A 26,804-nucleotide genomic window follows, 5' to 3' on the forward strand; every position below is an offset into this window, starting at 1 on the left:
GCATGTCGAGGCGTTCGCCAAGGTCGCGCGGATATAAGGTTGGGAGGGCAAGCCTGTCAAGCTTCCAGGCGACCGGCATGGCGGCATATTCGCGTGTCGCCGAAAAGCTTTGCCGGGCAGACATTTGAGCGGGGCTACCGGGGTTGAGTTCGGCGGGGCACGTCGCTATGTCTCGGCCTGGAAATTCTAGAGTTTGAAACAAATGAAACCGCGCATCGCAGTCCTCGGTTGCGGATACTGGGGCAGCAACCACATCCGCACCCTCAAGGCGCTTGGCGCGCTGCATGCGGTCTCCGACCTCAACAGCGCCCGTGCGGAAGGTTTTGCCAGCGAGCAGGATTGCCTGGCGATCGAGCCCGAGCAGCTGTTTGTCCGCGACGACGTCGACGCCATCATCATGGCGCTGCCGCCGCAGTTCCATGCCGACATGGCGGTGCGCGCCGTCGAAGGCGGCAAGGACGTGCTGGTGGAAAAGCCGATCGCGCTGACGGTGGCCGATGCCGAGCGCGCGGTGCAGGCGGCCAAGGACAATGGCCGCGTCTTCATGGTCGGCCATGTGCTGCGCTTTCATCCCGCCTTCGAGACGCTGAAGGCGCTGATCGACAATGGCGAGCTCGGCGAGGTGCGATACATCCACTCGCACCGGCTCGGGCTCGGCAAGTTCCACACTGAGAACGATGCGCTGTGGGATCTGGCGCCGCACGATCTGTCGATGATCCTGGCGATCACCGGCACGGAGCCGATCGAGGTGCGCGGCGAGGGTGCAGCGCTGCTCGACAATCTCAGCGACTTCGCGCATCTGCACATGCGCTTTCCCAACGGCCTGCGCAGCCATCTCTTCACCTCGCGGCTCAATCCCTATCGCGAGCGGCGGCTGACGGTGGTCGGCACCAAGGCGATGGCGGTGTTCGACGATGTCGAGCCATGGGAGCGCAAGCTCGCCGTCTACCGTCACGCCGTGTGGCAGGACAGCGGCCAGTGGGCGTTTACCGCCAACGAACCATCCTATGTGGCGGTTGCGCAAGGCATGCCGCTGACGCGCGAGCTGGAGCATTTCATCCAGTGCATCGAGACGCGGGCCGAACCGCGCACCAGCGGTGAAGAAGCCATCAGGGTGCTGCGCATCCTGACCGCGGGCACAGTCACCCACACCAAATCCGGTACCTGAAGAAAAGTGCTGCCGTTTACTCTGCGGGGATCTGCGCCGGGCGGGCGGCCAGCCGCGTCAGCATGGCCTCGGCCTCGGCGCCGCGCTCCGAACGCTCGATGAAGCCGCCACCGAACACGCGGGCCTCGTTGCCGTCGTCGGAATAGAGCACGCAGGCCTGGCCGGGTGCGATGCCGGATTCACCATCGGCCAGCTCGACAAAGGTGCTGCCGGCACGGTGATGCAGCACGGCCGGGCGCGGCGGGCGCGTCGAACGCACCTTGGCGAACAGCTCAAGCCCGGCTGCCGGTATGTCCGACAGCGAAGTGTCGCCCAGCCAGTTCATGTTGCGCAGATAGATCTTGTGCGTCTCCAGCGCCTCGCGCGGACCAACGATGACGCGAGCCCGGTCGGCGTCGAGATGGACGACATAGAGCGGCTCGCCGGAGGCGATGCCGATGCCGCGCCGCTGGCCGATCGTATAGCGCAAGATGCCCTCATGGCGGCCCAGCACGCGACCGTCAATGTGGACGATGTCGCCCGGATTGGCGGCGGACGGCCTCAGCTTGGCGATGATGTCGGAATATTTGCCCTGTGGCACGAAACAGATGTCCTGGCTGTCCTGCTTGGCGGCGACGGTCAACCCCATCTCCTCGGCAATGGCGCGAACCTGTGGCTTCGACAGGCCGCCGAGCGGAAAGCGCAGATAGTCGATCTGCGCCTGGGTGGTGGCGAACAGGAAATAGCTCTGGTCGCGATCGGCATCGACCGGCCGATACAGCGCGCGATGCGCGCCGTTGGCGCCGGAGCGGATGTAGTGGCCGGTGGCCAGCGCATCGGCGCCAAGCTCCTTGGCGGTCGCCAGAAGATCGGCGAACTTGACGGTCTGGTTGCACGAAACGCAAGGGATCGGCGTTTCGCCGGCGACATAGCTCTCGGCGAAGGGATCGATGACCGCCTTGCGGAAGCGCTCCTCGTAATCGAGCACATAGTGCGGGATGCCCAGCGTCTCAGAGACACGGCGGGCGTCGTCGATGTCCTGGCCGGCGCAGCACGAACCGGCCCGGTGCGTCGCCGCGCCATGGTCATAGAGCTGCAGCGTGACGCCGACGACATCATAACCTTCGCGCTTCAGCAGGCCGGCGACGACCGATGAATCGACGCCGCCCGACATGGCGACGACGATGCGGGTGTTTTGCGGGCTTGCGGGAAGATCGAGGCTGTTCATGGTTCTTTCGTTCTGCACGGCGCTTGCATGCCAATGGCGCGAATATAGGTCAAGCTCCCCGGGTGCGCCAGCTTTGAGCGCCAGCCGATTTTGCGATCAAATTCCGCACTTGCCGGCGAGTGTTTCAAATGCCGACGAAAAGACTAACGCGGCGTTCATGATCCTTACCTAGTCATTAGGGTCTGCTTAGGCAATTTTTAAAGCTGTGGCGGTAATGTGGTGGGGATTGGGTCTTTGAGTTTTTTGTAGAGAGTACGATGACCGATCTGGTTAGACCGCGAGTCAAATATGTTATCGGGCCTGACGGCAGCCCCCTTACGATTGCCGATCTGCCGCCGACGAACACTCGGCGCTGGGTTATCCGGCGCAAGGCGGAGGTGGTGGCGGCTGTTCGTGGCGGGCTTTTGAGCCTCGATGAGGCATGCCAGCGCTACAAGCTTACCACCGAGGAATTCCTGTCCTGGCAGGCGTCGATCGACGAGTACGGCCTTGCCGGGCTGCGCACGACGCGCATCCAGCAATACCGGCATTAGGGCCGGCTTGAACACGAAAAAGGGCGCGGCAATCCGCGCCCTTTTTGTTTTGCCACAACGATTTTAGACCGCCAGCACCACCTTGCCGATCGGTCTGGTGGCAAGAAAAGCATGGGCGTCGCCGGCCTCTTCAAGCGGAAAGCTCCTGGCCACGTGAATGGCAAGCTTTTTCGCATCGATCAGTTTGGTAAGCTCCACAAGGCCCTCACGATCGGGCACGACGGACATCCGCTCGACGCGGATATTGCGTGCGCTGGCATCTGCCTTGGTGGCGTCGCTGACATTGAGCAGCGATACCAGTACGCCACCGTCCCTCAGCACTTTCAGTGAGCGCTGCGCATGGTCGCCGCCGATTGGCTCCAGGACCAAATCAATGTCGCGGGCGCTATCGGTGAAATCGCCCGCGGTGTAGTCGATCACCTCGTCGGCGCCGAGCGCGCGGACGAAATCGAGCTTTTCCGGGCTGGCGGTGGCGATGACGTAAGCGCCGTGCGCCTTGGCGATCTGTACCGCCAGGTGTCCGACGCCACCGGCGGCTGCATGGATCAGCACGCGCTGGCCGTGCTTCAACCCACCATGGCGGACAAGGCCTTGCCAGGCTGTCAGCCCGGCCAGCGGCAATGCGGCGGCATGAATGTGATCGATGCCTGCGGGCTTCAGCGCGATTTCATCGGCGGGCGTGACGGCGAGCTCAGCATAGGCTGCTGCCTGTCTGGGAAAATGCGGCATGCCGAACACGGCGTCGCCGACCTTGAGGCCCGTCACCTCCGCGCCGAGCGCCTCGACGGTTCCCGAAATATCCCAGCCGAGGATGAAGGGCGGTTCGCCAAGCAGCGGATAATAGCCGCCGCGTACGGCGCCATCGACCGGATTGATGCCGGCGCCCTTGACGCGAACAAGCACTTCGCCGTGTCTTGGCGTCGGGTTGGGTCGATCGGCAATGACGAGGACGTCGGGTCCGCCGACGGAATTCTGGATAATGGCACGCATGGGAGTCTCTCCTGCTTGGTTGATGCCACTATCATTTGGATAGTAATATTCCCTTGTCTAGTATGTACCTTTTCTATATATAGGCACCTCATGGATAGTGATGATGATTGCGGCTTCGGCTATGACGCCTTCCAGCGGACTTGTCCTTCGCACGCCGTGCTCGAGATGTTGGCCAGCAAGTGGGTCTATCTGACGGTTTGCGCGCTGCGTCGTGGCCGGATGCGCAATGGCGAACTGGCGCGCAAGCTAGAAGGCATTACGCCAAAGATGCTGACGCAGACACTGCGCGTCCTCGAACGCGACGGTCTGGTGCGGCGCGAAATCTTTCCGGTGATCCCGCCGCGGGTCGAATATGAATTGACCGAACTCGGCCAGAACCTGGCGGGGCTGCTCAATCAGATAAGATCCTGGTCGGAGCAGCATGTGCCCGACATCAAGGAGGCCCGTGCGCGGGCGACAGTGGGTCACGAAGAGGATTTGTTGACCCGGGCCTGAGGCCGGCGGCCTATCGGATCGTGCTCAAAGTGCCGGATTCATGCCGTCTGGCTTGCGCGTTGCGCTGGACGAGCGGCGGCGCCACGCCCCGATTGCCCAGGTGGATTGGGTCCGGGGCTCTGTTTTCAACCGATCATGGCGCTGCGGCCGCCCAATTCGGCGTCGCGTATCTTGGTGTCGCGCGATTCCAGCATCTCAGCCTTGGAAAGCTCCGCTTCAGCTTCGCCGAGTAATGATTCGGCAGCGCTTCGCTGTTGGGCGAGGTCGCTTTGTGAATTTCTGAGGTTGTCGCGGCGCAAGCGCGCTGCCTTGGCGAAGGTCGGATAGGCAAAATGATTGATGTCGGTGATGCCGGCCTTCTTTTCTTCGGCGGTGATCTGGAGCTCCAGTTCCACAGCCATGCGCTCGAACTCGGCGATCATCATGTCGAGCTGCAGCAGCTGCCGCCGCTTCTCGTTCACCTGAAACTGCTTCAGCCGAACGAGGTTTTCACGTGACTTCATGATTCGGTACTCCCAGAAACGCACACCTGCACATATCGTCCAACCCACCCGGCAAGGGCCTGGTGCCACCCGTTTCCACCGGCATTCCCGGAGTTATGGGAAACAAACTCCTAAAGTTTTTTGCCGGCGGTAACCATTCGTTTACGGGCATTGTTAATCATACGGCTCAGGACTTAAGGCCGGGTAAAAATTCCGGCTCTCTGTACGGAAGCTGGCCAGCGAGTCCCTGGAGTCACTTAGTCCGGCTTATTAATGTGTTGCATTAGCGGTTTGGTTTTGTGATTCGTTATTGGATTCAACAGGGTGTAGAAAGGGGTTAAAAAATCTGGTACCGTCCTCGATGCGGAATTAGGTTTTGTTAACCATTCGATGGCACCTTCTGGTCAGGCAATCACTGCTCCGGTCCCGGACGGGTCGTGAAATGGTCCGGCAGCAGAAAAGGGGAATGAAATGCGCGTTCTGCTGATAGAAGATGACAGTGCAACCGCACAAAGCATCGAGTTGATGCTGAAATCGGAAAGCTTCAACGTCTATACGACCGATCTCGGCGAAGAGGGTGTCGATCTCGGAAAACTCTACGACTACGACATCATCCTTCTCGATCTCAATCTCCCCGACATGTCGGGTTATGAAGTTTTGAGAACACTTCGCCTTTCCAAGGTGAAGACACCGATTCTCATCCTCTCCGGCATGGCCGGTATCGAGGACAAGGTGCGCGGTCTCGGCTTCGGCGCCGACGATTACATGACCAAGCCATTCCACAAGGACGAACTGGTGGCGCGCATCCACGCCATCGTGCGGCGTTCCAAGGGCCATGCCCAGTCGGTCATCACCACTGGCGACCTGGTGGTCAATCTCGACGCCAAGACCGTCGAAGTCGGCGGCCAGCGCGTGCATCTGACCGGCAAGGAATACCAGATGCTGGAGCTGCTCTCGCTGCGCAAGGGCACCACGCTGACCAAGGAAATGTTCCTCAACCACCTCTATGGCGGCATGGACGAACCGGAATTGAAGATCATCGACGTCTTCATCTGCAAACTGCGCAAGAAGCTCGATGCCGCTTCCGGCGGCCAGAACTACATCGAGACGGTCTGGGGCCGCGGCTATGTGCTGCGCGAACCGGAAGACATTCGCGTCAGCGCCTGAGCGAAAACGCCCGTCCGATCGTTTTTCGAAAAAAAACCCGACCTAGGTCGGGTTTTTTGCATTTATGACTGGATGACAGCGATTATCGAGCGAATCAGGCGGCGATTTTCAAGGTGCGGAAACGCTCGAGCAGCTGCGGCCGGTTGAATGGCTTCAGCAGATAGCCCTGGGCGCCGGCACGCTTTGCCCGCATGATCGAGGCGACGTCGACCTCGACCAGTGAAATCAGGATCTGCGGCTTTATCGAGCTCTCCATGGCGCGCACCCGGCGAATGAGATCCACTGCCTGCATATCCGGCAGGGCACCGTCGACGACGATAACATCCGGCATGTCGGCAGCGCACATCTCGACGGCATCAAGCCCGGTGGCTGCTTCGATCACCACCATGTCGGAACCACCAAGGATGCGTTTTGCAACCTTCCTGATGACGCTTGAATCGTCGACGAACATGCAGCGTTTCATTTCCGGGTCCTCTTTGCCATGTGGCGAACCGGCGGCATCCGGGCATCTGTGAGACACCATAGATCAATCTGGTAAAGAAGCTGAAAAGCCGTTAGGTAAAGTTTTTGCAAACATGGCCTTTGCGCACCGTTTTCGCCGCGAATTCGACGCGGCCAGGCTGGCGACGCTTGTTTGCCCTGAATTGCCTTGCCGTGAATTGCAAACTACGTCGCAAATATTGGCGGACGCAAATACTTGATCTGTTCTTGCCGGTCGGATCGAGATTTTCAGGCCGCCGAGAGCACGATTTCTTCCGCGGTCGCGTGGATCGATATCGTCATGTTGGCCTCGCGCGCCAGAAGCAGCGTGTAGTAGGGCTGGACCGAATGGGCGTCGATCGGCTCCTCGGGCTTGTTGCCGGAATGCAGTTCGAGGAATTTCGGCGGCACGCGCAGCATCGGGCCACTTGCCGCAAGCGCAAAGCGCGGCTCGGTGTCGAGATTTTCGAGCGTGACCACAAGCTTGCCGCCGCGCGGTATGGCGGCGTTGGCAACGAGAATGAGGTTGAGCAGCAGCTTCACCTTGTTTTTGGGCAGCAGCGCGCGAGGCCCGTTCCAGGTCAGTTCCGGCTTTTCGTTCTTCAGGAAAGCAATGGCGACAGCCTCGGCGTCGCCGGTGTCGATCATCATCCCGGCCGAACCTGCGGCGCCGAAAGCGATGCGGGCAAATTGCAGGCGGGCCGAAGCGTTTCTGGCGCTCTGGCGGATCAGCTTCATGGCGTCTTCGTCAGCGCCGCCTTCGTCGAGCAGTTCAAGACCATTGTTTATGGCGCCGACCGGCGAAATGATGTCGTGGCAGACCCTGCTACACAACAAGGCTGCGAGATCGGGGGCGGAAAGGGTGAAAAGCTCGGCCATCGGCGAAAATCCCTGCTAAAAATCTGCGTCCCTACGGTCGGGCGGTCAACCGTCGCGCCTGTCTACACGAATCACGCTCGCTCCCAAGCTTTCTGAATACACAGCGCTTGTGCGTGCAGCAACAAACCCAAAATTGTCGTTAGCGAAATGACGTGTTCACGCAGGCTGGGAACCTGCGCGGACGGCTCGAAACCAGCCTTCGAACCGCCATCTTCATGTGAGAGGTTAATGGTTGAAAAAGAATTACGGCATAGTTTGCCCGTAACAGTCATCCTTAACGGCCGCCAAAGAGCCGCACGGATGAGAGGCGTCGGCGAAAGTGCTCCATGACGGAGATTGGAAGCATGTTTTCCCGATTCTACGACCGGACCTTTGTCCGTGTCCTCTCAATGACGATTGCCTTGATGGGGCTCCTCGTCTTTTCAACCTCGGCTTTGCGGGCCCAGGAATACACCGCTCAGGAGATCGTCGATTCCGGTCACAAGTTCTTCGGTGCGACGTCGGGCGGGCTCGCCACCGTCGTCGAGAAGATTTTTGCCTCCTACGGTCTGCCCAATGGCTATCTGCTGGGCGAAGAGGGCTCCGGCGCGCTGATTGGCGGCCTGACCTACGGCGAAGGCACGCTTTACACCAAGAATGCCGGCGACCACAAAGTGTTCTGGCAAGGTCCGTCGCTGGGCTGGGATTTCGGCGGCGAGGGATCGCGCGTCATGATGCTGGTCTATAATCTCGACGATGTGAACAGTCTCTACAATCGTTTCGGCGGCGTTGCCGGTTCCGCCTATGTCGTGGCGGGCGTCGGTTTCAACGTGCTGCAGAACAACCGGGTTCTGCTGGTGCCGATCCGTACAGGCGTCGGTGCGCGGCTCGGCGTCAATCTCGGCTATCTCAAGCTTACCCAGAAGCCGACCTGGAATCCCTTCTGACCGGGGTGTGACTGCGTCATTTCGACCGGATCAATAGATCATCACCCCAATGTTGCTGCGGCATACCCTTGCCGCAGCACTGGATTTGCGTCATGCGAAGATGGCAAAGTCCAGCTTTGGCGGTTCTCTGCCATCCATAACGGATAGTCACCTTGGTTCAGTCGATCCTGTTCTTCGCTCTCGGCTTTCTCTGCGCCGGCTTTCTGGCGCTGATGGTTGCCCCGGCCATATGGCGGCGTGCCGTGGCGCTGACGCGCAAACGCGTCGAGGCATCGGTGCCGATGACGCTGGCCGAGATCCAGGCCGATAAGGATCGCGTCCGGGCCGAATACGCGATGTCGACGCGCCGGCTCGAAATAAACGTCAAGACGTTGCGGGAGAAAGCGGCCGAACAGCTGGTCGAGATCAGTCGCGGGCACGAGGCGCTCAAGGGTCTGGCGGTCGAGCGGAAGGACAAGACGCAGGCGCTTTCCGAACTGCAGGCCAAGGGCGAAGAGCTTCGGCAGCGCGAGGAGCAGTCGCAGCGCCTGTCGGACCGCCTCGTGCAAACCGAGCGCATGTTGGAAAAGCGCGCGCTCGAACTCGAAAAGCTGGAGCAAATGTATGACGACGCCAGCTTCTCCTCCAGCAACCGCCAGATCGAACTGGTGGCGCGCGAATCCGAACTGGAAAAGCTGGCCAATGATATCTCGGTGCTGCGGGGGCAGCGAAAGGAGGCGGACAGGCGCAATCAGGAGATCACTGCTGAAGGCAAGGCTGCTCGCGATGCCTTGAAGGCCGAGAAGAAAAGAACCGCCGAACTGGACAAGAAGCTCGAACGCCTGCTGGCCACGCTCGCCGATCGCGAGGACAAGCTCGACCGCCGCGAAAAGGAGCTCGCGCTGCTTCGCGAAAAATCGAAGGGCGATGCTGGGGGAAATGCTCCGGCTGCGCGCCTCGTCGCAGGAGAGGACGTCGGCGCCAGAAGCGCCGATATCGACAGGGCGATCGCCAAGCTCGACAGCGACCGGGAGCGGCTTGAGGCCAGGCTGACGGTGCTGGCGCGCGAGAACAAGAGATTGAAGGCGGATCTCGGCGCACTGGAAACATCGAAATCCGGCGATGGCGGCGATGTGCGTGGCGCCAGTGCTGCATTGCGTGAACAGATGAACGATCTGGCGGCGGAGGTCGTCAATCTGACGGCGAAACTCGAGGGACCGGATTCGCCGATAGCCAAGGCACTTTCAGCACCTCAGGACGTGCGGTCCGGGACCACCAGTCTCGCCGACCGCGTGCGAGCGCTGCAAAAAGCCGCTTCGGCGAATTGAGATCAGAAAACCAGCTGACCTACGCCTTCCTGGCTGAAAAATGATGCAGCGCGATGGCTGAGGCAGCGGCGACGTTCAGGCTGTCGAAACCTTGCGCCATGTCGATCCGCGCCGTTTGCAGGCGGGCGAGCAGGCTTTCCGGCAGGCCTTCGCCCTCCGTGCCGAGATAGAGCGCCAATCGTTCCGTTCTTCTCGCATCGCGAATGTCGGTCAGCCCGCGTGGCGACAGGGCAAACTGGCTAAAGCCCAACCGGTCGAGCCTGGCGGTGAAGCCGACGGTGTCGTCGAAGGATGCAAAGGGAACTTTCAGCGCCGCGCCGACCGAGACGCGGATCGCCTTGCGGTACAACGGATCGCAGCAGGTTGCATCGAGAAGCACGGCTTCGGCGCCAAAGGCAGCGGCGTTGCGGAAGATCGAACCCATATTGTCATGATTGGCGATGCCTATCAGCACGATGACCAGCGCGCTGGCGGGCAAGGTGTCCAGCAAGGCCTCGGCACGCTGCGGGGGGCCTTTGCTGCCAATCGCCAAGATGCCGCGGTGCATGTGAAAGCCGGCGATCCTGTCCATGACCTCGCCGGCGGCGACGTAAACCGGAAGGTCCACTGGTGCCTTGCGCAAGACCTGGTCGAGACCGGCCAGGCGGTTCTCGAGAACCAGAACCGACTCAGTGGCAAAGCGCCGGGCCGAGAGCAGCACGTCCAGCACAACCTTGCCTTCGGCAACGAAGCGGCCGTGCCGGCCGGTAAGGTCGCGTTCGCGGATATCGAGATAGGCGGCAACGCGCGGGTCTTGCGGGTCGTCGATGGGGATGGGAACCATGCATTCCTCGCCGGCAAAATTCGTCAGCGAGGTAAGGGACGAACGGTCCTGCCGGTCAAGTCCCGGCGCGGCGCAGGCGATAAGCCATCTGGGACAGATCACCTTCGCCAAAAATGCCATCCAGCATGGCGAGGAGGTCGCGCACAGCTGCGGACTTGCAGGAATAGTAGATCATCTGCCGGTCGCGGCGGGTCTCGACAAGGTCGAGCGCCCGCAGCTTGGCCAGATGCTGCGACAGGGCGGATTGGCTGAGCATGACTTTCTCGGCGATGGCACCGACCGACATTTCACCGTCGGACAGATAGCTCATGATCAGCAGCCGTTTCTCGTTGCCCATCAGGGTGAGAAACGTAGCCGCCGCTTCGGCGTTGGCAATTAGCTTAGTCGAGACCATTGATGCCCCATGTTTTCCAGCTCATCCGAACGCTATGGGGGCAATAGCGTCTGGTGCCAAATTCAACTGCGGATGCACGCTGGTGAATCAGCGCCATATTGAATCGTAGAACATTTCCTCCAAATCTCAAGACTTGCTTTTGATTCATGGCGATAAACTGCCTATTTTGTGCATAGCCGGCTGCCGTCCAGTCTTGGCCATGTCGACCAGAACCGGCCGCAAGTCGCGCGCCGCCTTCAATGGTTCAGGGAAAAAGACCCGGCAAATCGTGTCTCCCAACGCCAGATCCATGCCTTCGGCATCGAAACCGGTAACGATCCAGCCCTTGCCCTTGGCCTTGGCAAAGTGGTGCGCGTAGACGGCGATTGCCTCGAGATGGTCGGCATTCATGTGATCGAGGGCGGATTGTTCGCTCGCGGCAAGCTCTTCGGCGATCGATCCGCTGGTGATCAGATCGGAGCGATCGAGCAGATAGGCCTTGCCGAAACCGCCATTGAGGCTGGCGCGCTCCGGTTCTAGGCGGAAGATCGAGAAGTCGCCCAGCCCGGCATAGAGCTTGGCCTTGGGATTGCGGTTGAGATAGCGCCGTTCGGCGCGGGCATGCTCGCTCGATCCGCGCTCCAGCCGCAGCGCCCGGCAGACCAGCGTCAAGCGCGGGTGTGCCAAGGGATCGCCCTTGCCAGGCTCGCCGACAAGCAGGGAGCAGCGTGGGTCAGCGAGAATCGCTCCAGTGTGGGCAGACAGCATCGACACCAGGATCAGCGGCGCGCCGTCGATATCGCTGGCGATGCCGACCCTTGAGGCCAGTGGCGAACCGGTGCCGGGCTCGATCACCGCCAGCGCGCCGAAACGCGCGCTGCGGGTCAGCGTCCTGGCCAGCCTGATCGCTTCAGCGTCGGTCTCGCGAATGACATTCTTGTTCCGGTCAACCAAAGTGCTCACCGCTTAAGCTGTTCTTCTTCTCCAGTTGTCGGTCCACCAGGCCGGATTTGACAAGGGCTTCGGTCTCGCTTTTCGAAATGCCGAAGCGCGCCAGCACGGACGCCGGCTGACGATCATCTTCGGTCGGCGCAGCGGCCAACGTCGATTGCGAGCCGGAGAAGCGCGGCGTCGGGGCAGGGCGTTCAAGCGCCCCCGTTCTCACGAAGGCGTTGCGCGCCCGATTGTGCGGATGATCGCTCGCTTCGCGCAGCGACAGCACCGGGGCAACGCAGGCGTCGGTCTCGGCAAACAGGCCAGCCCAGTCGTCGCGCGCCTTCTGCCTGACCCGATCGGCGATAGCAGTGCGCATGTCCGGCCACGATGATTTGTCGTATTGGTTGCGGACAAAATCCGCGTCGAGCGGCAGCAATCTTGCGAATTCGGCGAAGAAGCGGGGCTCGAGGCAGCCGACAGCGATGTGCCGTCCATCCGCCGTTGTGTAGGTATCGTAGAACGGCGCCCCGGAATCGAGCAGGTTGGCGCCGCGCGTGTCGTTCCACAGGCCAGCTGCCATCAAGGCGTGCACAGGTGTTGCCAGCATGGAAGCGCCCTCGACCATCGCCGCATCGATCACCTGGCCCTCGCCGGAGCGCGAGCGCTGGAATAGGGCAGCGAGAACGCCGGCAATCAGCATCATGGCGCCGCCGCCATAGTCGGCGACGAGGTTGAGCGGCGGGACTGGCCGGCCGCCCTCCTGGCCGATGGCGTGCAGCACCCCGGAATAGGCGAGATAGGTGATGTCATGGCCGGCACGGCCGGCGAGCGGTCCGTCCTGGCCGAAGCCGGTCATGCGGCCGTAGATCAGCGCCGGATTGCGCGCCAGCGCGATATCAGGCCCGAGACCAAGCCGCTCCATGACACCAGGACGAAAACCTTCGACCAGAATGTCGGTCTTTTGCGCAAGGCGCAGCACCAGTTCGGCGCCTTCCCCGCGCTTCAGGTCGATGCGCAGGATGGATCGGCCGTGACAATCGAGGTTGTAGTCATCGGACAGTGGCAGCATCGGCCGGTCCGAACCGGTCCGCTCGATGCGCAGCACTTCGGCTCCCATCTCCGACAGCATCAGGCCGGCCAATGGCACTGGTCCGAGCCCGGCCATCTCGATCACGGTCAGACCGGCGAGCGGGCCGGTCTTCGCCGAGGGGGCGGCACTCACGGCCGGGGCGCCCGGCTACTTCGGCGCCATGCGGATGGCGCCGTCGAGCCGGATGGTCTCGCCATTCAGCATCTGGTTCTCGACGATATGCAGCGCGAGCGCGGCATATTCGGAAGGTTCGCCCAAGCGGGACGGGAAGGGCACCGCAGCGCCCAGCGAATCCTGCACGTCCTGCGGCATGCCGGCCATCATCGGCGTCTTGAAGATGCCCGGTGCGATGGTGCAGACGCGAATGCCCGAACGGGCGAGGTCGCGGGCCACCGGCAGAGTCATGCCGACGACGCCGCCCTTGGAGGCGGCGTAAGCGGCCTGGCCGATCTGCCCGTCATAGGCGGCAACCGACGCCGTGTTGACGATGACGCCGCGCTCACCGCCCTGCAGGGGATCGAGCTTGGCGGCACGATCGGCAACAAGGCGGATCATGTTGAAGGTGCCGATGAGGTTGATCTCGATGACCTTGCGGTACTGGTCGAGCGGGTGAGGACCATCCTTGCCGATGGTTTTCACGCCGATGGCGATGCCGGCACAATTGACCAGGATACGCGCTGCGCCGAGCCGTTTTTCGACCTCCGCGACTGCCGCAGCGCCGCTGTCGGCGCTGCTCACATCGCATTGGACGGCGATGCCGCCAATGTCGCCCGCCACCTTCTGCGCCCGCTCGATGCCGATATCGAATATGGCGACGCGGGCACCTTTGTCGGCGAGTGCGCGGGCCGTCGCCTCGCCGAGGCCGGAGCCGCCACCGGTGACGATCGCAATCTGGCCATTCGGGTTCATGCCGGCGTCCTCCAAGGTGTGAGGATCATGCTACGAAGCCCGGTGCGCAGGCGCAACCGGCAGCATCAATCTTCGATTGAAGCAGGGTCAATAGAAACTCGATTGACGCGGGGGTCAGGCGATGACCGCGACCTGCGCGGCAATCCTGGCAAGGTCGGCATGGCAGACCTCGCCCGAAAGCCGCGCCACGGCGCCAGGCACGATCTCATGCGCCAGCAGCCGGTCGAGATCGACCGGACGCGGCATCGAGATCTGTCCGCGCGGGATTCTCCTAAAGCCAAGCGGACCATAGTATGGCTCATCGCCGACGAGCATCACGGCCGGCACACCGGCCTTGGCCGCGGCCTCGAGCGCGATCGCCACCAGCCGGCGGCCGATGCCGAGATTCTTGAAGGCGGGCCGCACGGCAAGCGGCCCAAGCATCAGCGCGCGGCCGGCGCCGGCGGCAATACGGGTCATGCGGACCGAAGCGACGACGATGTCACCATCGACGGCGACAAAGGACAGCGAGCGCTCGTGGCCGCCGGCCTCGCGGATCTTGTAGGCGGCCAGCACGAAACGGCCCGGCCCGAAGGCTTCTTCGTTGATGGCTTCGATTTCGGGGTCGTGCGCCGGAGTTTCCGGCAGGTATTTCACGTCGGCAAGGCTCATGGTCTTTGCGTTCCGGTCTACGAGGAAAAGGTTTGCTGCAAGCGGCAGCGTTCGCCAGTCAGCGCTTTCTAAGCGCGGGCGCCCTTTCGTCGTCGGTCAAACCGGATCATGGCAAAGTCGAACATGCGGATTTTCCGCTAGCATCAATTTTCGACCTTCGCAATCGACGCTTTTCATCGGCCATCGCTGGAGAGTGACGGTCTGTTCAACATCGTGCCACTTCGGCATGGCGTCTTTGCGCCTACATCAGCGCAAAGACGAAAGGATATTTGCATGGGATTGCTGGTCGAAGGCAGATGGCAGGACCGCTGGTACGACACCAAGGACAGCGGCGGCAAGTTCGTACGGACGCAGGCGCAGTGGCGTGACTGGATCACCCGCGACGGTGCGCCGGCCGAGGGACGCAGCCGTGGCTTCAAGGCCGAGCCCGGCCGCTATCACCTCTATGTCTCGCTCGCCTGTCCCTGGGCGCACCGGACGCTGATCTTTCGCGCCCTGAAAAAGCTCGAGGGCATCATCTCCGTCTCGGTCGTGCATCACTTCATGGGTGCGAATGGCTGGACGTTCCTGGCCGAGGACGGCGCCACCGGCGACACGCTCTACGGCCTCGACTTCCTGCATCAGATCTACACCAGGGCCGATCCCGCCTATTCCGGCCGGGTGACGGTGCCGGTGCTGTGGGACAAGAAGCTGCAGACCATCGTCTCCAACGAATCCTCCGAGATCATCCGGATGCTGAATTCGGCCTTTGACGCCTGGGGCGATGCCAACGTCGACTTTTACCCGCCGGCGTTGCGCGGCGAGATCGACAAGATCAATGCGCTGATCTATCCCGCCATCAACAACGGCGTCTATCGTGCCGGCTTCGCCACCACGCAAGCGGCCTATGAAGAAGCCTTTGGCGAGCTATTCGCGGCGCTCGACACGCTGGAGGACAGGCTGTCGGAACAGCGCTACCTCACCGGCGACCGCATCACCGAAGCCGACTGGCGGCTGTTCACCACGCTGGTGCGTTTCGATCCGGTCTATGTCGGTCATTTCAAATGCAATCTGCGCCGCGTCGCCGACTATCCGAACCTGTCGAACTATCTGCGCGATCTCTACCAGGTGCCCGGCGTCGCCGGCACGGTGAACCTGTACCATATCAAGGCGCATTATTACGGCAGCCACGAAACGATCAATCCGACGCGCATCGTGCCGGTCGGTCCGGAACTGGACTATGCCACGCCGCATGACCGGGCGCGGTTCAAGAAGGCGGCGTGATCCGATCCAGAGCGGTTCACCGATTCGCGGAAACGGCGGAACCGCTCTAACTCCTTGTTTTGACGCGACGGGAAACCGCTCGCACTTTCCTGGAATTGCTCTAGCGGAAGGCCTCTGTGTCGGTGCGGGTTCGCCTGGCGAGTTCGGCTTTCAACAGAGTTTTTCCAAATCGGCTCGAATACCAGGCGGCATTCAAACCAAACGTCAGCAGGAAAGCGAACAGAACGCTTCCAATCCACACGGCCAGAGGAACGCTGCTCAGGTCATGCGCGTCCCCCGCGATAGCCAACCAACCCAGCGGCGCCGAAATCAAAAAGGCTGCCAGGGTCGAGAGCAGAACTATCGTCCAATATTCCCTGCGACTAAACAATCGGCCGTTTCTTCTTATGAACTTATATAGCGCAACGTTGGCCGATCCGAAGCTTATGGCGAATCCCGCGGCTTTACCAAATTCCTTTGAAAGTGTCGGGATGACGACCACCAGGATGCCAAGCGCAATCGTCAGCGCCACCGTCGTCAAAGTATAATAGCCAACATAAGGCCAGACGCTTACGGAAGGCTCATCGCGGTTGCTCATTGTCTCCCCCTAACTCAAAATTGCCCGAAGTAGAGCATAGAGTTTCTGCAAAGGTGAAAGCAAGCCTACCAATATGCCGATACAGGCTGGCTCTCAAAAATCTCGGCGATCCGCCGCAGCGTTGCCGGCGTCGTGTCTTGCGGCAATCGGTCTAGGGGAAAGAAACCAGCTTCGGCGATCTCGTGGTCCGGCAATTTCGGCGCTGTCTGAGTGAAGTTTTCGATCAGGTAGAAGCCGACATGGTCGCGGTTGCTGGAGCGACGGTTGAAATGCATCGATTTCAGCAGCGGCGGAGCGGTCAAGGCGATGTTGCCCTCTTCGGCAAGTTCGCGTGTCAGCGCCTCGACCAGCGTCTCGCCAACCTCGACGCCGCCTCCCGGAAGCTGCCAGCCCGGAACATAGGTGTGGTGAATGAGAAAGACCGAGTTGGAGGTGCGGTCGTGGATCAGGCCGCGCACGCCGAGCGTCATCGGTCGCCGCAGCACGAAATAAAGGTGGAACAGCCTTGCCCTGAAGCCCGGCCAGCCGGTCTGGCGGAAGGCGGCTTCCGTGTCGGTCGCCATCACCAGCCAAACCGTGGCTGGAAAGGAAACCGGGAGTGGAAAGCGGGGGGCGCGTCGCTTATGAAGGAGGAATGTTCAGGCTCGCGCATATTTCCGATGTCCATCTGGGGCCGCTTCCCGATGTAACCTATCGCGATCTCGCCTCCAAGCGCGTGGTCGGCTACGTCAACTGGCAGCGCAACCGCCGCCGCCATATGCACGACGCCGTCATCGACACGATCGTCGCCGACCTTAAGGCGAGCGCACCCGACCATCTCGCGATCACCGGCGATCTGGTCAACCTGGCGCTCGACGGCGAGATCGAGATGGCCAAGCACTGGCTGGAGACGTTGGGCTCTCCGCACGATGTGTCGGTCGTTCCGGGCAACCACGACGCTTATGTGCCGGGCGCCTTCGACAAGACCTGCCGTTCCTGGGCGGCGTGGATGAGCGGCGATGGTGTCAATGCGCCGGTCGACCGCAACGCTTTTCCCTATCTGCGCGTGCGCGGCAATGTCGCGCTGATCGGCGTCTCGACAGCACGCGCCACGGCGCCGTTCATGGCCAACGGCTTCTTCATGGAGGGACAGGCGGAGAGGCTCGGCAAGCTGCTCGACGCAACGGCCAGGCAAGGTCTTTTCCGGGTGATCATGATCCACCATCCGCCTGTGCGCGGCGCCGTTTCGCAACACAAGCGGCTGTTCGGCATCGCCCGCTTCAACAAGACCGTTCACCGGCACGGGGCCGAACTGGTGCTGCACGGCCATTCGCATCTGCCATCGCTGTTCTTCATCGGCGGTCGCGGCGTCAAGATTCCGGCGGTCGGCGTCGCTGCCGCGGGACAAGCGCCAGGCGGCAAGCACCCGGCAGCACAATACAATCTGATTGATATCGATGGTGAAAAAGGCAGCTGGCGGATCAAGCTGACGCGACGCGGCCTGACCGGGCCGGCAATGCCGCCATCCGATTTGCAGACGCTGGAACTCGGCGCGGATGCCGAGGCATCGTTGGTTAAAAGCTGATTTTCATCGCCATGAGGCGATCCCAGAACAGCGCGGCCGAGACGGCCAACCCGACAAGCGCGCCGGCGGTGATCAAGCCGAGGCCGGACAGGAAGGTCGTCCACCCGTTGCCGCGCTTGGCGGAGTGCAGCGGCGGCTCGGCTTCCGCCACGGCATTGCGCCTCACGCCGGCGTGCTCGACCCCGCCTTCCATCATTCGCTGGCGCTCGACGACGCGCTCGGCGACATAGCGCGTCACCTGATCGGCAACCGGTTTCATATCGGTGGATTCGGCAAGCACGACACGGCCGATGCGCGTATCCCTGAGGAAGCGATAGGTGCGGCGATCGCGCCCCATGGCGACATGGCTGACGGCGTCGATCCAAAGGCGCGGCTGCAGGCCGGACGAGACGGCGAAGTCGAAATTGTCCATATCGGCCGGCACATCGGCGAAGACAGGGGCGAGTTCGGCGGCAAGCAAATCGAGGCGCATGCGATGCGCCTCGCGCATGTCGACCACGACATCGTCGCGGTCGGCGAAGGCGTTCTTCACGTCGCGAATGGCGTCGGAGAGCTTTCGCGACTGGTCGATGGGTGTCACGTTCTCGCCTGCGTCCTTCATGGGCATGGCCTCGCGGGTATGGTTAACAGCGAGTTAACACAGCCGCCGGCAAAATGCACTGGCGAGTTGGCAGCGGGGCTCAACTCGCAGCTGCATCGAGCCTTGGACGAGGGCGCCTGCCGCGGCGGTTTATGTTGCGGCGCACGGCCTCGGCGATCAGGCCTGGCGCTTCCTCGACCAGCATATGGCCGGCTTCCAGCACATGGTGCAGGTGAAAATGCACCGGCAAGTCATCGGCCTGGGTGAAAGGCAGCACCGGGTCATCCGTTCCCCAAACCAGCATCACCGGCATATCAAGCGTGTCGAGCTGTTCGCGCGGGATGACGCCCTGTCGATCATCCCTGGTCATGGCGGCTGCCATCTCGACAAGTTTCTGCAACTGCCCAGGGCGCCGGCGCATCCCACCGAAGACATCAATCAGACGTTCCTGCGGCAGGCTTTGCGGCCCGGACATGGCGGCAAGGCAAGCGCGAATTTCACGCCTGTCGGCAGCCGCGGCGTAGCGGCGCAACAGCGGTCCATTGATCTCCGTGCCAAATCCACCGGGCGCAAGGAGCGTCAGCGAGGCTATCCTTTCGGGCTCGATCAATGCCATCAGCGTCGCCACCGCCCCGCCCATCGAATGACCGACGAGATGCACTCTTTCTGTTTTGCGCGCGGTAAGATCTGCCAGAACCGCCCGGGCGGCCGTTTTGGCAGGACCGCTGCCGGGAAAATCGAGGGACAGTCCGTGGCCGGGAAGATCATAGGCCAGCGTCCGAATACCGGGCGACAGCGCAGAGGTCACCTCGCGCCAGACATCATGGCACCCGCCGAAGCCGTGCAAGAAGACGATCGTCTTCTGGCCGGCGCCCCGTTCGGCAGCGTAAAGGGATGAGGTCATGAAAATTTGCGGGTTGTCGCGGAGACCAGGCAGGCACGAAATTCCAGATTGTGGCTGGATTGCTCTTAGTCCAGATCGATGGCCAGTAAAATTTTCGCGATGTTAGAAAAGCTTAGCTGGCATTGCCGAGCCCGGCGGCGCGCAGCGCCTCGACCAGCCGGTCTGTCAGGTCGGCGGGATATTTTCTGTCGACGAAAGTCGCGCGTGGATTGGCAGCGAATTTCGGAAATTTGGCGACCAGTTCATCCACCAGTTTGCTCGCCAGCTGATCGCGGCCGGCGGCTTTGGCGCCGATCAGGCGCGCTGCCAGATAATGCGATTTCGTCGCCGTCGTCCGCAATGCCTCGCTGGCCAGCGCGGCCTTGTTCATATCGCCGACCATGAACTCGCCGACAAACAGCCCAAAATCCCACCAAGTCGGGTGGCCGCTGGAGATGTCGACGGCGTGGGCAAGGATCGGTGTTCCCTCGGCGTATTTGCCGGCGAAAATCAGTCCATAGCCGTAAGCCGCGGCCATGCCGAGGTCGTAAGGGTTGAGGTCGTAGGCCTTGTGCATCCAGCGGATCGATTCCTCCGAATTGCCGAGGCGCGAATAGAGGTAGCCATAGGCGCGGTGCGCATAGGGGCTCATCGGTCCCATCTGCACGGCGCGGTGGGCGAAAGACATCGCCTGTTCCACTGTCGCGCCGGACGGATAGGCGTAGTGATCGGTGACTGCCTCAAGATGCAGGGATGCGAGTTCTGAATAGACCAGCGACGACTTCGCATCCCGGTTGGCCAGGTTTTCGAGGCAGCGATAGGCAGCCTCATGGGTTTTGGCGCTCTGGTCGAGATAGTATTTGTCGTTGAGCACCAGGCATTCGGTGAGACCGGTCTCAATGCCGCTCTGCTCGATATAGGCGTAGATCGTACCGGAGGCAGGAATGGTCGAACTCAAGATGTTGGCGATGCTGTCCTCGACGGCGGCAGGGGCGCTGTTGGCGGCTGTCAAATTGCGGGACAGCAATACGCGACCGGTGGCAACGCTCTGAAGTTCGAGCGTGACATCGCCCGCCGCTGGCCCCGGCGAAATCTCGAACACGAAGCTGGTGGCGTCGGTGACAGGGTCTGGCGTGCCGTCGGCGTCGCGCCCGATGAAGTCGATGGTGTCGAAACCGGCAAGGCCGGCGCGCAGCGACGCAGCCACACGGGCAGCTTCGGCGCCGTTGTCCTTCACGGCGATATAGACCAGGGGCAAGGTCTCCACCGGAGGCGATGCGATGCTGCCGGTGGCCACCGCGGTCTCGACCGCCGAGCCTGCGTCACCGTTGGCGAGCAGCTCACCGCTGCCCTGGCGAAGGATCAGCACACCCAGCATGGCGATGACCAGAGCCATCGCCACCCAGAAGAACTGGAGATGGCGCGCCAACGCGGGTCCCGGCTCGGCAACTGCCGACGACATCAATGAAGCAGGATGCGCGCTGCTACCGGGCTCTTCAGGCAATCCGGACAGAGCGGCTGCTACCGCTGCCTGTTCCACCGGCTCTCGCCCGGCCGGCAAGCGAATGGCGTTGAGCTCATAGGATGGAACATAGCCGCCGCGGGGAATGGCGATACGGACCGGCTCGGCAACGCCTTCATTGGCGAAGTACTGCTGCAGAAGCTCGCGCAGCCTGCCCGCCTGCACCCTGACCACGGCATCGGTCGACGAATCGAAATCGCCGTCCTTGCCGAAAACGTCCATGGCAATGGAAAAGCCCTTGAGCCTGTCGGCTTCACCGGCCTGCTCGCGCTCGACCAGATAACGCAACAGTTTCCGCGCGCGTTCGGATCTCCCGAACGTTTCGCTGGCGAGCAATCGCTCCAACGTCTCGCGCACTGCGGGGGCGGCAGGCGTGGCATGCTGCAAGTGTCGATCCTCTCGAAGTCGGCACAGGTTAGGGCGCGATCATATAGAGCCTGCGCCGCTGCACAAGCGTGCGCGTATTATGCGATCGCGTACCCCACCGGATATTTCCCGATGGGTTAACGCATGACCCGGAACCGGGATCAGGTGTCCGGGCCATGCGCAGACTGGAGTTGCCAGACGCGAAAGATCAGCCGGCCTAAAAGCGCGTCGCGTTTGAACGGATTCATGCGACGCGCTTTAAGTTCTTGTCTTCATGCATGTCGTTATCGCAAAACCGCTGCGCACTTTTGCGCGACATGCATTAGCGGCCGACGATGCGGTTGGCTGCCGAAACCACGGCTTCCAGCGAGGCGGCGACGATGTTGGTGTTGATGCCGGCGCCGAACAGCTTGCCGCCGGGATATTCCATCTCGACATAGGAGATGGCGGACGCATTCGAGCCGCGCTGCATCGAGTGCTCGGAATAGTCGAGTACGGACATATCCACGCCGACATGGCGCGATAGCGCATCGACGAAGCCGTCGATCGGGCCGGTGCCGGTGCCGGTGATGGTCACCTCCTTGCCCTTGTCGAGGATCACCGCTTCGACGACACGCCGGCCCTTGGCCGCGGTGTCTGGATAGGTGTGGTGATCGAGGAACTTCAGCCGCGCGCCGGGCTGGTCGACATAGGTTTCGAGAAAGTGCTCGTAGATGCGCTTGGCCGGAACTTCCTTGCCTTCGGCGTCGGTGATCGCCTGGATATGCTGGCTGAATTCGATCTGCAGGTTGCGCGGCAGGTTGAGGCCGTAGTCGGCCTGCAGCACATAGGCGATGCCGCCCTTGCCGGACTGCGAGTTGATGCGGATGATCGCCTCGTAATTGCGGCCGACATCGGCCGGGTCGATCGGCAGATAGGGCACTTCCCAGTGCGGCGTGTTGGCCTTGCGCAGCGCCTTCATGCCCTTGTTGATGGCGTCCTGGTGCGAACCGGAAAAGGCGGTGTAGACGAGCTCGCCGACATAGGGGTGGCGCTCGGGGATCTTCAACTGGTTCGAATATTCGTAGACGTCCTTCATCCGGTTGATATCGGAGCAATCGAGTTCCGGATCGACGCCTTGCGTGTACATGTTGAGCGCCAGCGTGACGATGTCGACATTGCCGGTGCGCTCGCCATTGCCGAACAGCGTGCCTTCGACGCGGTCGGCACCCGCCATCAGGCCGAGTTCGGTGGTGGCGATGCCGGTGCCGCGATCATTGTGTGGATGCAATGAAATCAACAGCTTGTCGCGGTTGTCGAGGTTGCGGCACATCCATTCGATGCGGTCGGCATAGATGTTGGGCGTCGACATCTCGACCGTCGACGGCAGATTGATGATCAGCTTGTTGTCCGCCGTCGGCTTCACGATCTCGGTGACGGCGTTGCAGATTTCGAGTGCGACTTCGAGTTCGGTGCCTGTGAAGCTCTCCGGCGAATATTCGAAGCGAAAGCCGCCGCCGGCCTGGGCCGCCATGTCGGTGATCATCTTGGCGGCGTCGGTGGCGATCCGCTTGATGCCGGCGACGTCCTTGTCGAAGACGACGCGGCGCTGCAATTCGCTGGTCGAATTGTAGAAATGGACGATCGGGTTGGTGGCCCCCTTGAGCGCCTCGAAGGTGCGGGTGATCAACTCGGGCCGACACTGCACCAGCACCTGCAGCGAGACGTCGGCGGGCACATTGCCTTCCTCGATGCACCAGCGGGCGAAATCGAAATCGGTCTGCGAGGCCGAGGGGAAACCGATCTCGATCTCCTTGAAGCCCATGTCGAGCAGCAGCGCGAACATGCGCGCCTTGCGCTCATGGCCCATCGGGTCGATCAGCGCCTGATTGCCGTCGCGCAGGTCGACCGAGCACCAGATCGGCGCTTTGTCGATGATCTTGTTGGGCCATGTGCGATCGGTGAGGCCGACGGTTGGATAGGGCTGATATTTGCGGGCGGCGTCCGGCATGCCTCGGGCTGCCTCAGGCATGCCTCGGGCTGGCTCTGCCATGCCCTTTACCGCATTACCGTCATTCGGACGGATGTCTTCTCGTGCGTTCATCGTCATTTCTCCCGGCGGCTCGCGGGTCCGCCTTCAGGCGGATTGTTGGCGAGCGGCGCCTTTTACCAGATTTCATTCGCTGACTATGACTTGCCAAGGAGCGTGCGCGTAAGCGGCGGTTCGACCGCCGGGCGCTCCTTCAGCGAACCCGGCGATCGCCGATAAGGCCGAGAAGAAGCAGGGTCGAAGCAAGCGCGCGCACGGTCTGGCCGGCAATGCCGGTCTGACGGGAAGCGACGGAGGTGTGGCGCGTGTTCATGGCGGTTCTCATACAGGAGCGGCCATGCAGAGGCAAGTGGGCTGCACCGCCGCTTGTCCGGAGTGCTCTTCCCCATGAGCGGCAAATGCGCCAAACTTGGCAGTCGACGGGGCCGTATTGCCTCATTGCCGGAGGGGTCGTCGCCTATGAATTTCGTGTTCTTCTCGCCGCATTTTCCTGCCAACGGCGCCGATTTCTGCGACCGGCTGAAAAAAGCCGGCGCTACCGTGCTCGGCATCGGCGATGCGCCCTTTGACGCGCTCGACGGCAAGCTCAAGGCAGCGCTTTCGGAATATTACCGCATCGCCGACATGGAGGACTACGACCCGGTGTTTCGGGCAATGGGCCATTTCATCCACAAATGGGGCCGCATCGACCGTTTTGAATCGCTCAACGAGCACTGGCTGGAGCTGGAAGCCAACATCCGCACCGACTTCAACATCTATGGCACCAAGCTCGACTTCGTGAAGAATTTGAAGCGCAAGAGCCGCATGCGCGCCTTTTTTCGCAAGAGCGGCGTCGAAACCATCCCGCAGCGCAAATGCTCTGACCGCACCGGGGCCATGACCTTCGTCCGCCGCGTCGGCTATCCGGTGGTGGTGAAGCCGGATTCCGGCTCCGGCGCCTCGAACACCTACAAGATTTCCAACGCCAAGGAGCTCGACCAGTTCTTCCGGGACAAGCCCGAAGGCGTAACCTTCGTCATGGAGCAGTTCATCGAGGGGCTGGTGGTGACCTTCGACGGGCTGGTCAATCGCGACGGCGAGGTGGTGCTGGCGGCCAGCCACCGCTATGATCAGAGCATAATGGACGCGGTCAACAACGACCGGCACATGAGCTACACCTGCTTTCCGGAGATCAGCCCGGGGGTCGAGGAAGCGGGCCGCAAAATCCTGAAAGCGTTCGACGTACGCGAGCGCTTCTTCCATATCGAGCTGTTCGAGACCAAGGACAATCGCATCATCGCGCTCGAGGTCAACATGCGCCCGCCCGGCGCCTGGATGACCGACGCCATCAACTACACGTTCGACATCGACGTCTATGCGGCATGGGCCGAGATGGTGGTCAAGGACGCCGCCGGCGGCCCCTACAAAGGCAAATATTTCACCGCCTATGCCAGCCGCAAGCGTCACCTCCACTATTTGCACAGCCATGCGGACGTGCTAGCCGCGCACGGCGACAAGATCGTCCACCATCAGCCAATCGAAGAGGTTTTCAGCCGCGCCATGGGAAATTACGCCTATCAGATGCGCTCGAAGGATCCGAAGGCGCTGCGCCAGGCGGTCGACTACATCCACGCGGAAGAGGCGTGAGCGATGGACATCTCCTATCACAAGGGGCCTAGCCGCAACCTCGGCCGCGACATGGAATACAAGCGCTACGGCCATGCCGGCCGGCCGGTGGTGGTTTTCCCGACCTCGCAGGGGCGATTCTATCAGTTCGAGGATTCCGGGGGGGTCGGCGCGCTTGCCGAGTTCATCGACACCGGCCGCATCCAGCTGTTCACGCTTGACGGCATCGATTCGGAATCCTTCTTCAACAAGCATGTCGACGCCGCCCACCGCATCGCCCGTCATGAGGCCTATTTCCGTTATGTGCGCGAAGAGGCGCTGCCGGAACTTTTGTCCACGGCCGCTGGCGCCAATGGCGGGCGCGAGCTGAAGCCGCTGTTCTCAGGCTGCTCGATGGGCGGCTACCACTCGTCGAACTTCGTCTTCCGCTTTCCGGAACTTGCCAGCGGCGTCATCGCGCTGTCGGGCGTCTATTCGGCTCGCGACTTTTTCGGCAAGGCGCTGGACGGCGACATTTTCTACAACTCGCCGCTCGACTATCTGCCCGGCATCGTCGACCAGAAACTGCTTGCCCGGCTGAAGGCGCTGCGCCTGATCTTCTGCTGCGGGCAGGGCGCCTGGGAAGAGCGGATGCTGGTCGAGACGCATGCGCTGGAACAGATATTGCGCGACAAGTCGATCCCCGCCTGGGTCGACTATTGGGGCGGCGACGTCGCCCATGACTGGCCGTGGTGGCACAAGCAGCTGGTCTATTTCTTCGCCCGCTGGCTGGATGACGATCTGATGCACCGGCTCGACTAAGGTGCATTGATATTCAGGTGATGCCGGCCTGCAAATGGCTGACGATCCGTCGAGGCATAGTGCGGCGGAACGACCGCCCGTCGCCGCCTATTCCTTTACCGCTCGTGCCACCAGCCGCGCCACGCTCGGCCCGACCAGCAGCACGACGAGGAAGCGGGCCGACTGCAGCGCCATGACGAAGGAGATGTCGACGTGTTGCGCGGCGGCGGCAATGATGGCGACGCTGTCCATGCCGCCCGGGCTGGTCGCGAGATAGGCGGTCAGCGGGTCGATGCCGAGCAGGTGGCTGATCATGAAGCCGAGGCCACCGCAGAAGGCGATGAGGATGATGATCGAACCGACGATCTGCGGCAGCGCCCGCGTCGCATGGCGCAGGATCGGTCGGGTGAAGTTCAGCCCGATCGACCAGCCGACCATGGCGTAGCTGACCGCCAGTAGCCATGGCGGCAATTGCATCGTCACGCCAAAACCGAGATGGACGATGGCGCCGAAAATGAAAGTGCCGAGGAAGAAGGGCGACGGCAGTTTGAGCAGCTTGCCGAGCAGGCCGCCTATGACCGCGACGCCGAGTGTCGCTGCAAAGGCGGCCGGTTCGATCGGCGGAAACCAGACGATTGAGGGGATCTCGATGCCTGAGGTGTCTACCCACATCTTTGCGACAAGGGCTGCCGTCATCGAAACGAAGATGACGCGCAGATATTGCATGAAGGCGACGAGGCGCTGGTCGGCGCCAAAAGCGCCGGCCATCAGCACCATGGCGGTCGCCGCACCGGGCGACGAGCCCCAGACCGCGGTGGTGCCGGGCAGGATGCGCCAGCGGCTGATGAGCCAGCCGAGCAGGCTGGATGCGGCAACGGTTGCCACCACCACGGCCAGGAAAAGCGGCCATTCCCTGTAGAAGACCGAAAAGATGTCGGCCGAGATCGAACTGGCGACAAGGCAGCCGACAACGGCCTGGGCGACGCCGAACAGAGGGCGCGACACCCGCACCGTCGCGCCGTTGGTGCCTGCGAGGATGGCGGCCAGCATCGGGCCGATCAGCAGTGCCGCGGGCAAGGCGGCGAATTCCAGCGCGCCGGCGAACAGGATCGAGAAAAACAGCAGCACCAGCCACTGCCAGACCGGGCGCATGCGCGCCATGCGCTCTATGGTCGGTTGGCCAGGCGAGGAGTCCATGTTTTTGGTCTTAGACCCGCAG

At 61.9% G+C, this 26,804-nt stretch carries 28 protein-coding genes; 10 read left to right on the forward strand and 18 right to left on the reverse strand.

The window, feature by feature from the left end; all coding sequences use genetic code 11:
• Nucleotides 1-202 precede the first annotated feature (202 nt).
• Nucleotides 203-1,168: a Gfo/Idh/MocA family protein gene (locus tag AC1DXN_RS04515; RefSeq protein ID WP_477245644.1), complete on the forward strand. Its 966-nt coding sequence runs from the start codon at nt 203-205 to the stop codon at nt 1,166-1,168.
• Between the two features lie 16 nt (nt 1,169-1,184).
• Here AC1DXN_RS04515 and mnmA read toward each other — a convergent pair whose 3' ends face one another.
• Nucleotides 1,185-2,375, reverse strand: coding sequence for a tRNA 2-thiouridine(34) synthase MnmA (gene mnmA, locus AC1DXN_RS04520; protein WP_477272912.1), 1,191 nt, complete (start codon nt 2,373-2,375; stop codon nt 1,185-1,187).
• A gap of 257 nt (nt 2,376-2,632) precedes the next feature.
• Here mnmA and sciP point away from each other — a divergent pair, with 257 nt between their 5' ends.
• Nucleotides 2,633-2,908: a CtrA inhibitor SciP gene (gene sciP / locus AC1DXN_RS04525; protein ID WP_013529904.1), complete on the forward strand. Its 276-nt coding sequence runs from the start codon at nt 2,633-2,635 to the stop codon at nt 2,906-2,908.
• Between the two features lie 63 nt (nt 2,909-2,971).
• Here the strand turns inward: sciP and AC1DXN_RS04530 are convergent, their stop codons facing one another.
• Nucleotides 2,972-3,898, reverse strand: a complete 927-nt coding sequence (locus tag AC1DXN_RS04530; protein ID WP_477245640.1) for an NADP-dependent oxidoreductase — start codon at nt 3,896-3,898, stop codon at nt 2,972-2,974.
• 90 nt (nt 3,899-3,988) lie between these two features.
• On the opposite strand from AC1DXN_RS04530, the gene AC1DXN_RS04535 reads away from it, so the two are divergent.
• Nucleotides 3,989-4,393: a winged helix-turn-helix transcriptional regulator gene (locus AC1DXN_RS04535; protein WP_477272910.1), complete on the forward strand. Its 405-nt coding sequence runs from the start codon at nt 3,989-3,991 to the stop codon at nt 4,391-4,393.
• 125 nt (nt 4,394-4,518) lie between these two features.
• On the opposite strand, the gene AC1DXN_RS04540 is transcribed toward AC1DXN_RS04535, so the two are convergent.
• Complete coding sequence (locus AC1DXN_RS04540) at nt 4,519-4,896, reverse strand: flagellar export protein FliJ (protein WP_023669945.1); 378 nt, start codon at nt 4,894-4,896, stop codon at nt 4,519-4,521.
• A 450-nt stretch (nt 4,897-5,346) separates the two neighbouring features.
• Between AC1DXN_RS04540 and ctrA the strand changes: the two genes are divergently transcribed.
• Nucleotides 5,347-6,042: a response regulator transcription factor CtrA gene (gene ctrA / locus AC1DXN_RS04545; protein ID WP_006203583.1), complete on the forward strand. Its 696-nt coding sequence runs from the start codon at nt 5,347-5,349 to the stop codon at nt 6,040-6,042.
• A gap of 94 nt (nt 6,043-6,136) precedes the next feature.
• Here ctrA and AC1DXN_RS04550 read toward each other — a convergent pair whose 3' ends face one another.
• Both AC1DXN_RS04550 and chpT read right to left on the reverse strand, forming a co-directional pair.
• Nucleotides 6,137-6,505, reverse strand: a complete 369-nt coding sequence (locus AC1DXN_RS04550) for a response regulator (RefSeq protein WP_477245637.1) — start codon at nt 6,503-6,505, stop codon at nt 6,137-6,139.
• A gap of 266 nt (nt 6,506-6,771) precedes the next feature.
• Entirely contained in the window at nt 6,772-7,401 is a 630-nt protein-coding gene (gene chpT, locus AC1DXN_RS04555; RefSeq protein WP_477245635.1) for a histidine phosphotransferase ChpT, read from the reverse strand.
• A 389-nt stretch (nt 7,402-7,790) separates the two neighbouring features.
• On the opposite strand from chpT, the gene AC1DXN_RS04560 reads away from it, so the two are divergent.
• Entirely contained in the window at nt 7,791-8,327 is a 537-nt protein-coding gene (locus AC1DXN_RS04560; protein ID WP_477245908.1) for a DUF1134 domain-containing protein, read from the forward strand.
• A gap of 152 nt (nt 8,328-8,479) precedes the next feature.
• Nucleotides 8,480-9,634, forward strand: coding sequence for a coiled-coil domain-containing protein (locus tag AC1DXN_RS04565; RefSeq protein WP_477272908.1), 1,155 nt, complete (start codon nt 8,480-8,482; stop codon nt 9,632-9,634).
• 19 nt (nt 9,635-9,653) lie between these two features.
• On the opposite strand, the gene AC1DXN_RS04570 is transcribed toward AC1DXN_RS04565, so the two are convergent.
• The 6 genes from AC1DXN_RS04570 to AC1DXN_RS04595 form a co-directional block, all read right to left on the reverse strand.
• Entirely contained in the window at nt 9,654-10,457 is an 804-nt protein-coding gene (locus tag AC1DXN_RS04570; protein WP_477272906.1) for a TrmH family RNA methyltransferase, read from the reverse strand.
• Between the two features lie 55 nt (nt 10,458-10,512).
• Entirely contained in the window at nt 10,513-10,851 is a 339-nt protein-coding gene (locus AC1DXN_RS04575; RefSeq protein WP_477245629.1) for an ArsR/SmtB family transcription factor, read from the reverse strand.
• 144 nt (nt 10,852-10,995) lie between these two features.
• Nucleotides 10,996-11,793 carry a HugZ family pyridoxamine 5'-phosphate oxidase gene (locus AC1DXN_RS04580; protein WP_477421473.1) on the reverse strand — a complete coding sequence of 266 codons (798 nt, stop codon included), beginning with the start codon at nt 11,791-11,793 and terminating at the stop codon, nt 10,996-10,998.
• The gene (locus tag AC1DXN_RS04585; RefSeq protein ID WP_477273395.1) at nt 11,777-12,931 is read right to left on the reverse strand and encodes a CaiB/BaiF CoA transferase family protein; all 1,155 of its coding nucleotides are present in this window, start codon (nt 12,929-12,931) and stop codon (nt 11,777-11,779) included. The genes AC1DXN_RS04580 and AC1DXN_RS04585 overlap by 17 nt, the downstream gene beginning before the upstream one ends.
• Nucleotides 12,932-13,003: 72 nt before the next feature.
• Entirely contained in the window at nt 13,004-13,765 is a 762-nt protein-coding gene (locus tag AC1DXN_RS04590) for a 3-hydroxyacyl-CoA dehydrogenase (protein ID WP_477245623.1), read from the reverse strand.
• Between the two features lie 114 nt (nt 13,766-13,879).
• Nucleotides 13,880-14,416, reverse strand: coding sequence for a GNAT family N-acetyltransferase (locus AC1DXN_RS04595; protein ID WP_477245622.1), 537 nt, complete (start codon nt 14,414-14,416; stop codon nt 13,880-13,882).
• Between the two features lie 273 nt (nt 14,417-14,689).
• On the opposite strand from AC1DXN_RS04595, the gene AC1DXN_RS04600 reads away from it, so the two are divergent.
• Entirely contained in the window at nt 14,690-15,679 is a 990-nt protein-coding gene (locus AC1DXN_RS04600; RefSeq protein ID WP_477272903.1) for a glutathione S-transferase family protein, read from the forward strand.
• Nucleotides 15,680-15,779: 100 nt separating this feature from the next.
• On the opposite strand, the gene AC1DXN_RS04605 is transcribed toward AC1DXN_RS04600, so the two are convergent.
• On the reverse strand, nt 15,780-16,256 hold the full coding sequence (locus AC1DXN_RS04605; RefSeq protein ID WP_477245618.1) for an ABZJ_00895 family protein: 477 nt from the start codon (nt 16,254-16,256) through the stop codon (nt 15,780-15,782).
• 65 nt (nt 16,257-16,321) lie between these two features.
• Nucleotides 16,322-16,819 (reverse strand): NUDIX domain-containing protein, encoded by a 498-nt coding sequence (locus AC1DXN_RS04610; RefSeq protein ID WP_477245616.1) that lies wholly within the window; start codon nt 16,817-16,819, stop codon nt 16,322-16,324.
• Between the two features lie 71 nt (nt 16,820-16,890).
• Here AC1DXN_RS04610 and AC1DXN_RS04615 point away from each other — a divergent pair, with 71 nt between their 5' ends.
• Complete coding sequence (locus tag AC1DXN_RS04615; RefSeq protein WP_477272901.1) at nt 16,891-17,820, forward strand: metallophosphoesterase family protein; 930 nt, start codon at nt 16,891-16,893, stop codon at nt 17,818-17,820.
• On the opposite strand, the gene AC1DXN_RS04620 is transcribed toward AC1DXN_RS04615, so the two are convergent.
• The 4 genes from AC1DXN_RS04620 to leuA form a co-directional block, all read right to left on the reverse strand.
• Nucleotides 17,810-18,421: a hypothetical protein gene (locus AC1DXN_RS04620; RefSeq protein WP_477245612.1), complete on the reverse strand. Its 612-nt coding sequence runs from the start codon at nt 18,419-18,421 to the stop codon at nt 17,810-17,812. The two genes, AC1DXN_RS04615 and AC1DXN_RS04620, sit on opposite strands and share 11 nt — an antisense overlap.
• A 79-nt stretch (nt 18,422-18,500) precedes the next feature.
• Entirely contained in the window at nt 18,501-19,304 is an 804-nt protein-coding gene (locus tag AC1DXN_RS04625; protein WP_477272899.1) for an alpha/beta fold hydrolase, read from the reverse strand.
• A gap of 112 nt (nt 19,305-19,416) precedes the next feature.
• Nucleotides 19,417-21,192: a tetratricopeptide repeat protein gene (locus AC1DXN_RS04630; RefSeq protein ID WP_477272897.1), complete on the reverse strand. Its 1,776-nt coding sequence runs from the start codon at nt 21,190-21,192 to the stop codon at nt 19,417-19,419.
• A 301-nt stretch (nt 21,193-21,493) separates the two neighbouring features.
• Nucleotides 21,494-23,254 carry a 2-isopropylmalate synthase gene (gene leuA / locus AC1DXN_RS04635; protein ID WP_477245606.1) on the reverse strand — a complete coding sequence of 587 codons (1,761 nt, stop codon included), beginning with the start codon at nt 23,252-23,254 and terminating at the stop codon, nt 21,494-21,496.
• Nucleotides 23,255-23,659: 405 nt separating this feature from the next.
• On the opposite strand from leuA, the gene AC1DXN_RS04640 reads away from it, so the two are divergent.
• Both AC1DXN_RS04640 and AC1DXN_RS04645 read left to right on the forward strand, forming a co-directional pair.
• A complete protein-coding gene (locus tag AC1DXN_RS04640; RefSeq protein WP_477272895.1) occupies nt 23,660-24,826 on the forward strand; it encodes an ATP-grasp domain-containing protein in 1,167 nt (388 codons plus the stop codon).
• A gap of 3 nt (nt 24,827-24,829) precedes the next feature.
• Complete coding sequence (locus AC1DXN_RS04645) at nt 24,830-25,606, forward strand: esterase family protein (RefSeq protein ID WP_477272893.1); 777 nt, start codon at nt 24,830-24,832, stop codon at nt 25,604-25,606.
• 87 nt (nt 25,607-25,693) lie between these two features.
• Here the strand turns inward: AC1DXN_RS04645 and AC1DXN_RS04650 are convergent, their stop codons facing one another.
• On the reverse strand, nt 25,694-26,782 hold the full coding sequence (locus AC1DXN_RS04650) for an AbrB family transcriptional regulator (protein WP_477245600.1): 1,089 nt from the start codon (nt 26,780-26,782) through the stop codon (nt 25,694-25,696).
• Nucleotides 26,783-26,804 lie beyond the last annotated feature (22 nt).

This window comes from Mesorhizobium sp. P2_H9 (assembly GCF_056403215.1).

Bases quoted from the DNA above. Each gene is read 5' to 3' on its own strand.
- AC1DXN_RS04515 (WP_477245644.1), top strand. From the start codon at position 203: ATGAAACCGCGCATCGCAGTCCTCGGTTGCGGATACTGGGGCAGCAAC.
- mnmA (WP_477272912.1), bottom strand. From the start codon at position 2,375: ATGAACAGCCTCGATCTTCCCGCAAGCCCGCAAAACACCCGCATCGTC.
- sciP (WP_013529904.1), top strand. From the start codon at position 2,633: ATGACCGATCTGGTTAGACCGCGAGTCAAATATGTTATCGGGCCTGAC.
- AC1DXN_RS04530 (WP_477245640.1), bottom strand. From the start codon at position 3,898: ATGCGTGCCATTATCCAGAATTCCGTCGGCGGACCCGACGTCCTCGTC.
- AC1DXN_RS04535 (WP_477272910.1), top strand. From the start codon at position 3,989: ATGGATAGTGATGATGATTGCGGCTTCGGCTATGACGCCTTCCAGCGG.
- AC1DXN_RS04540 (WP_023669945.1), bottom strand. From the start codon at position 4,896: ATGAAGTCACGTGAAAACCTCGTTCGGCTGAAGCAGTTTCAGGTGAAC.
- ctrA (WP_006203583.1), top strand. From the start codon at position 5,347: ATGCGCGTTCTGCTGATAGAAGATGACAGTGCAACCGCACAAAGCATC.
- AC1DXN_RS04550 (WP_477245637.1), bottom strand. From the start codon at position 6,505: ATGAAACGCTGCATGTTCGTCGACGATTCAAGCGTCATCAGGAAGGTT.
- chpT (WP_477245635.1), bottom strand. From the start codon at position 7,401: ATGGCCGAGCTTTTCACCCTTTCCGCCCCCGATCTCGCAGCCTTGTTG.
- AC1DXN_RS04560 (WP_477245908.1), top strand. From the start codon at position 7,791: ATGACGATTGCCTTGATGGGGCTCCTCGTCTTTTCAACCTCGGCTTTG.
- AC1DXN_RS04570 (WP_477272906.1), bottom strand. From the start codon at position 10,457: ATGGTTCCCATCCCCATCGACGACCCGCAAGACCCGCGCGTTGCCGCC.
- AC1DXN_RS04575 (WP_477245629.1), bottom strand. From the start codon at position 10,851: ATGGTCTCGACTAAGCTAATTGCCAACGCCGAAGCGGCGGCTACGTTT.
- AC1DXN_RS04585 (WP_477273395.1), bottom strand. From the start codon at position 12,931: ATGGCCGGGCTCGGACCAGTGCCATTGGCCGGCCTGATGCTGTCGGAG.
- AC1DXN_RS04590 (WP_477245623.1), bottom strand. From the start codon at position 13,765: ATGAACCCGAATGGCCAGATTGCGATCGTCACCGGTGGCGGCTCCGGC.
- AC1DXN_RS04595 (WP_477245622.1), bottom strand. From the start codon at position 14,416: ATGAGCCTTGCCGACGTGAAATACCTGCCGGAAACTCCGGCGCACGAC.
- AC1DXN_RS04600 (WP_477272903.1), top strand. From the start codon at position 14,690: ATGGGATTGCTGGTCGAAGGCAGATGGCAGGACCGCTGGTACGACACC.
- AC1DXN_RS04605 (WP_477245618.1), bottom strand. From the start codon at position 16,256: ATGAGCAACCGCGATGAGCCTTCCGTAAGCGTCTGGCCTTATGTTGGC.
- AC1DXN_RS04610 (WP_477245616.1), bottom strand. From the start codon at position 16,819: ATGGCGACCGACACGGAAGCCGCCTTCCGCCAGACCGGCTGGCCGGGC.
- AC1DXN_RS04615 (WP_477272901.1), top strand. From the start codon at position 16,891: ATGTTCAGGCTCGCGCATATTTCCGATGTCCATCTGGGGCCGCTTCCC.
- AC1DXN_RS04620 (WP_477245612.1), bottom strand. From the start codon at position 18,421: ATGAAGGACGCAGGCGAGAACGTGACACCCATCGACCAGTCGCGAAAG.
- AC1DXN_RS04625 (WP_477272899.1), bottom strand. From the start codon at position 19,304: ATGACCTCATCCCTTTACGCTGCCGAACGGGGCGCCGGCCAGAAGACG.
- leuA (WP_477245606.1), bottom strand. From the start codon at position 23,254: ATGAACGCACGAGAAGACATCCGTCCGAATGACGGTAATGCGGTAAAG.
- AC1DXN_RS04640 (WP_477272895.1), top strand. From the start codon at position 23,660: ATGAATTTCGTGTTCTTCTCGCCGCATTTTCCTGCCAACGGCGCCGAT.
- AC1DXN_RS04645 (WP_477272893.1), top strand. From the start codon at position 24,830: ATGGACATCTCCTATCACAAGGGGCCTAGCCGCAACCTCGGCCGCGAC.
- AC1DXN_RS04650 (WP_477245600.1), bottom strand. From the start codon at position 26,782: ATGGACTCCTCGCCTGGCCAACCGACCATAGAGCGCATGGCGCGCATG.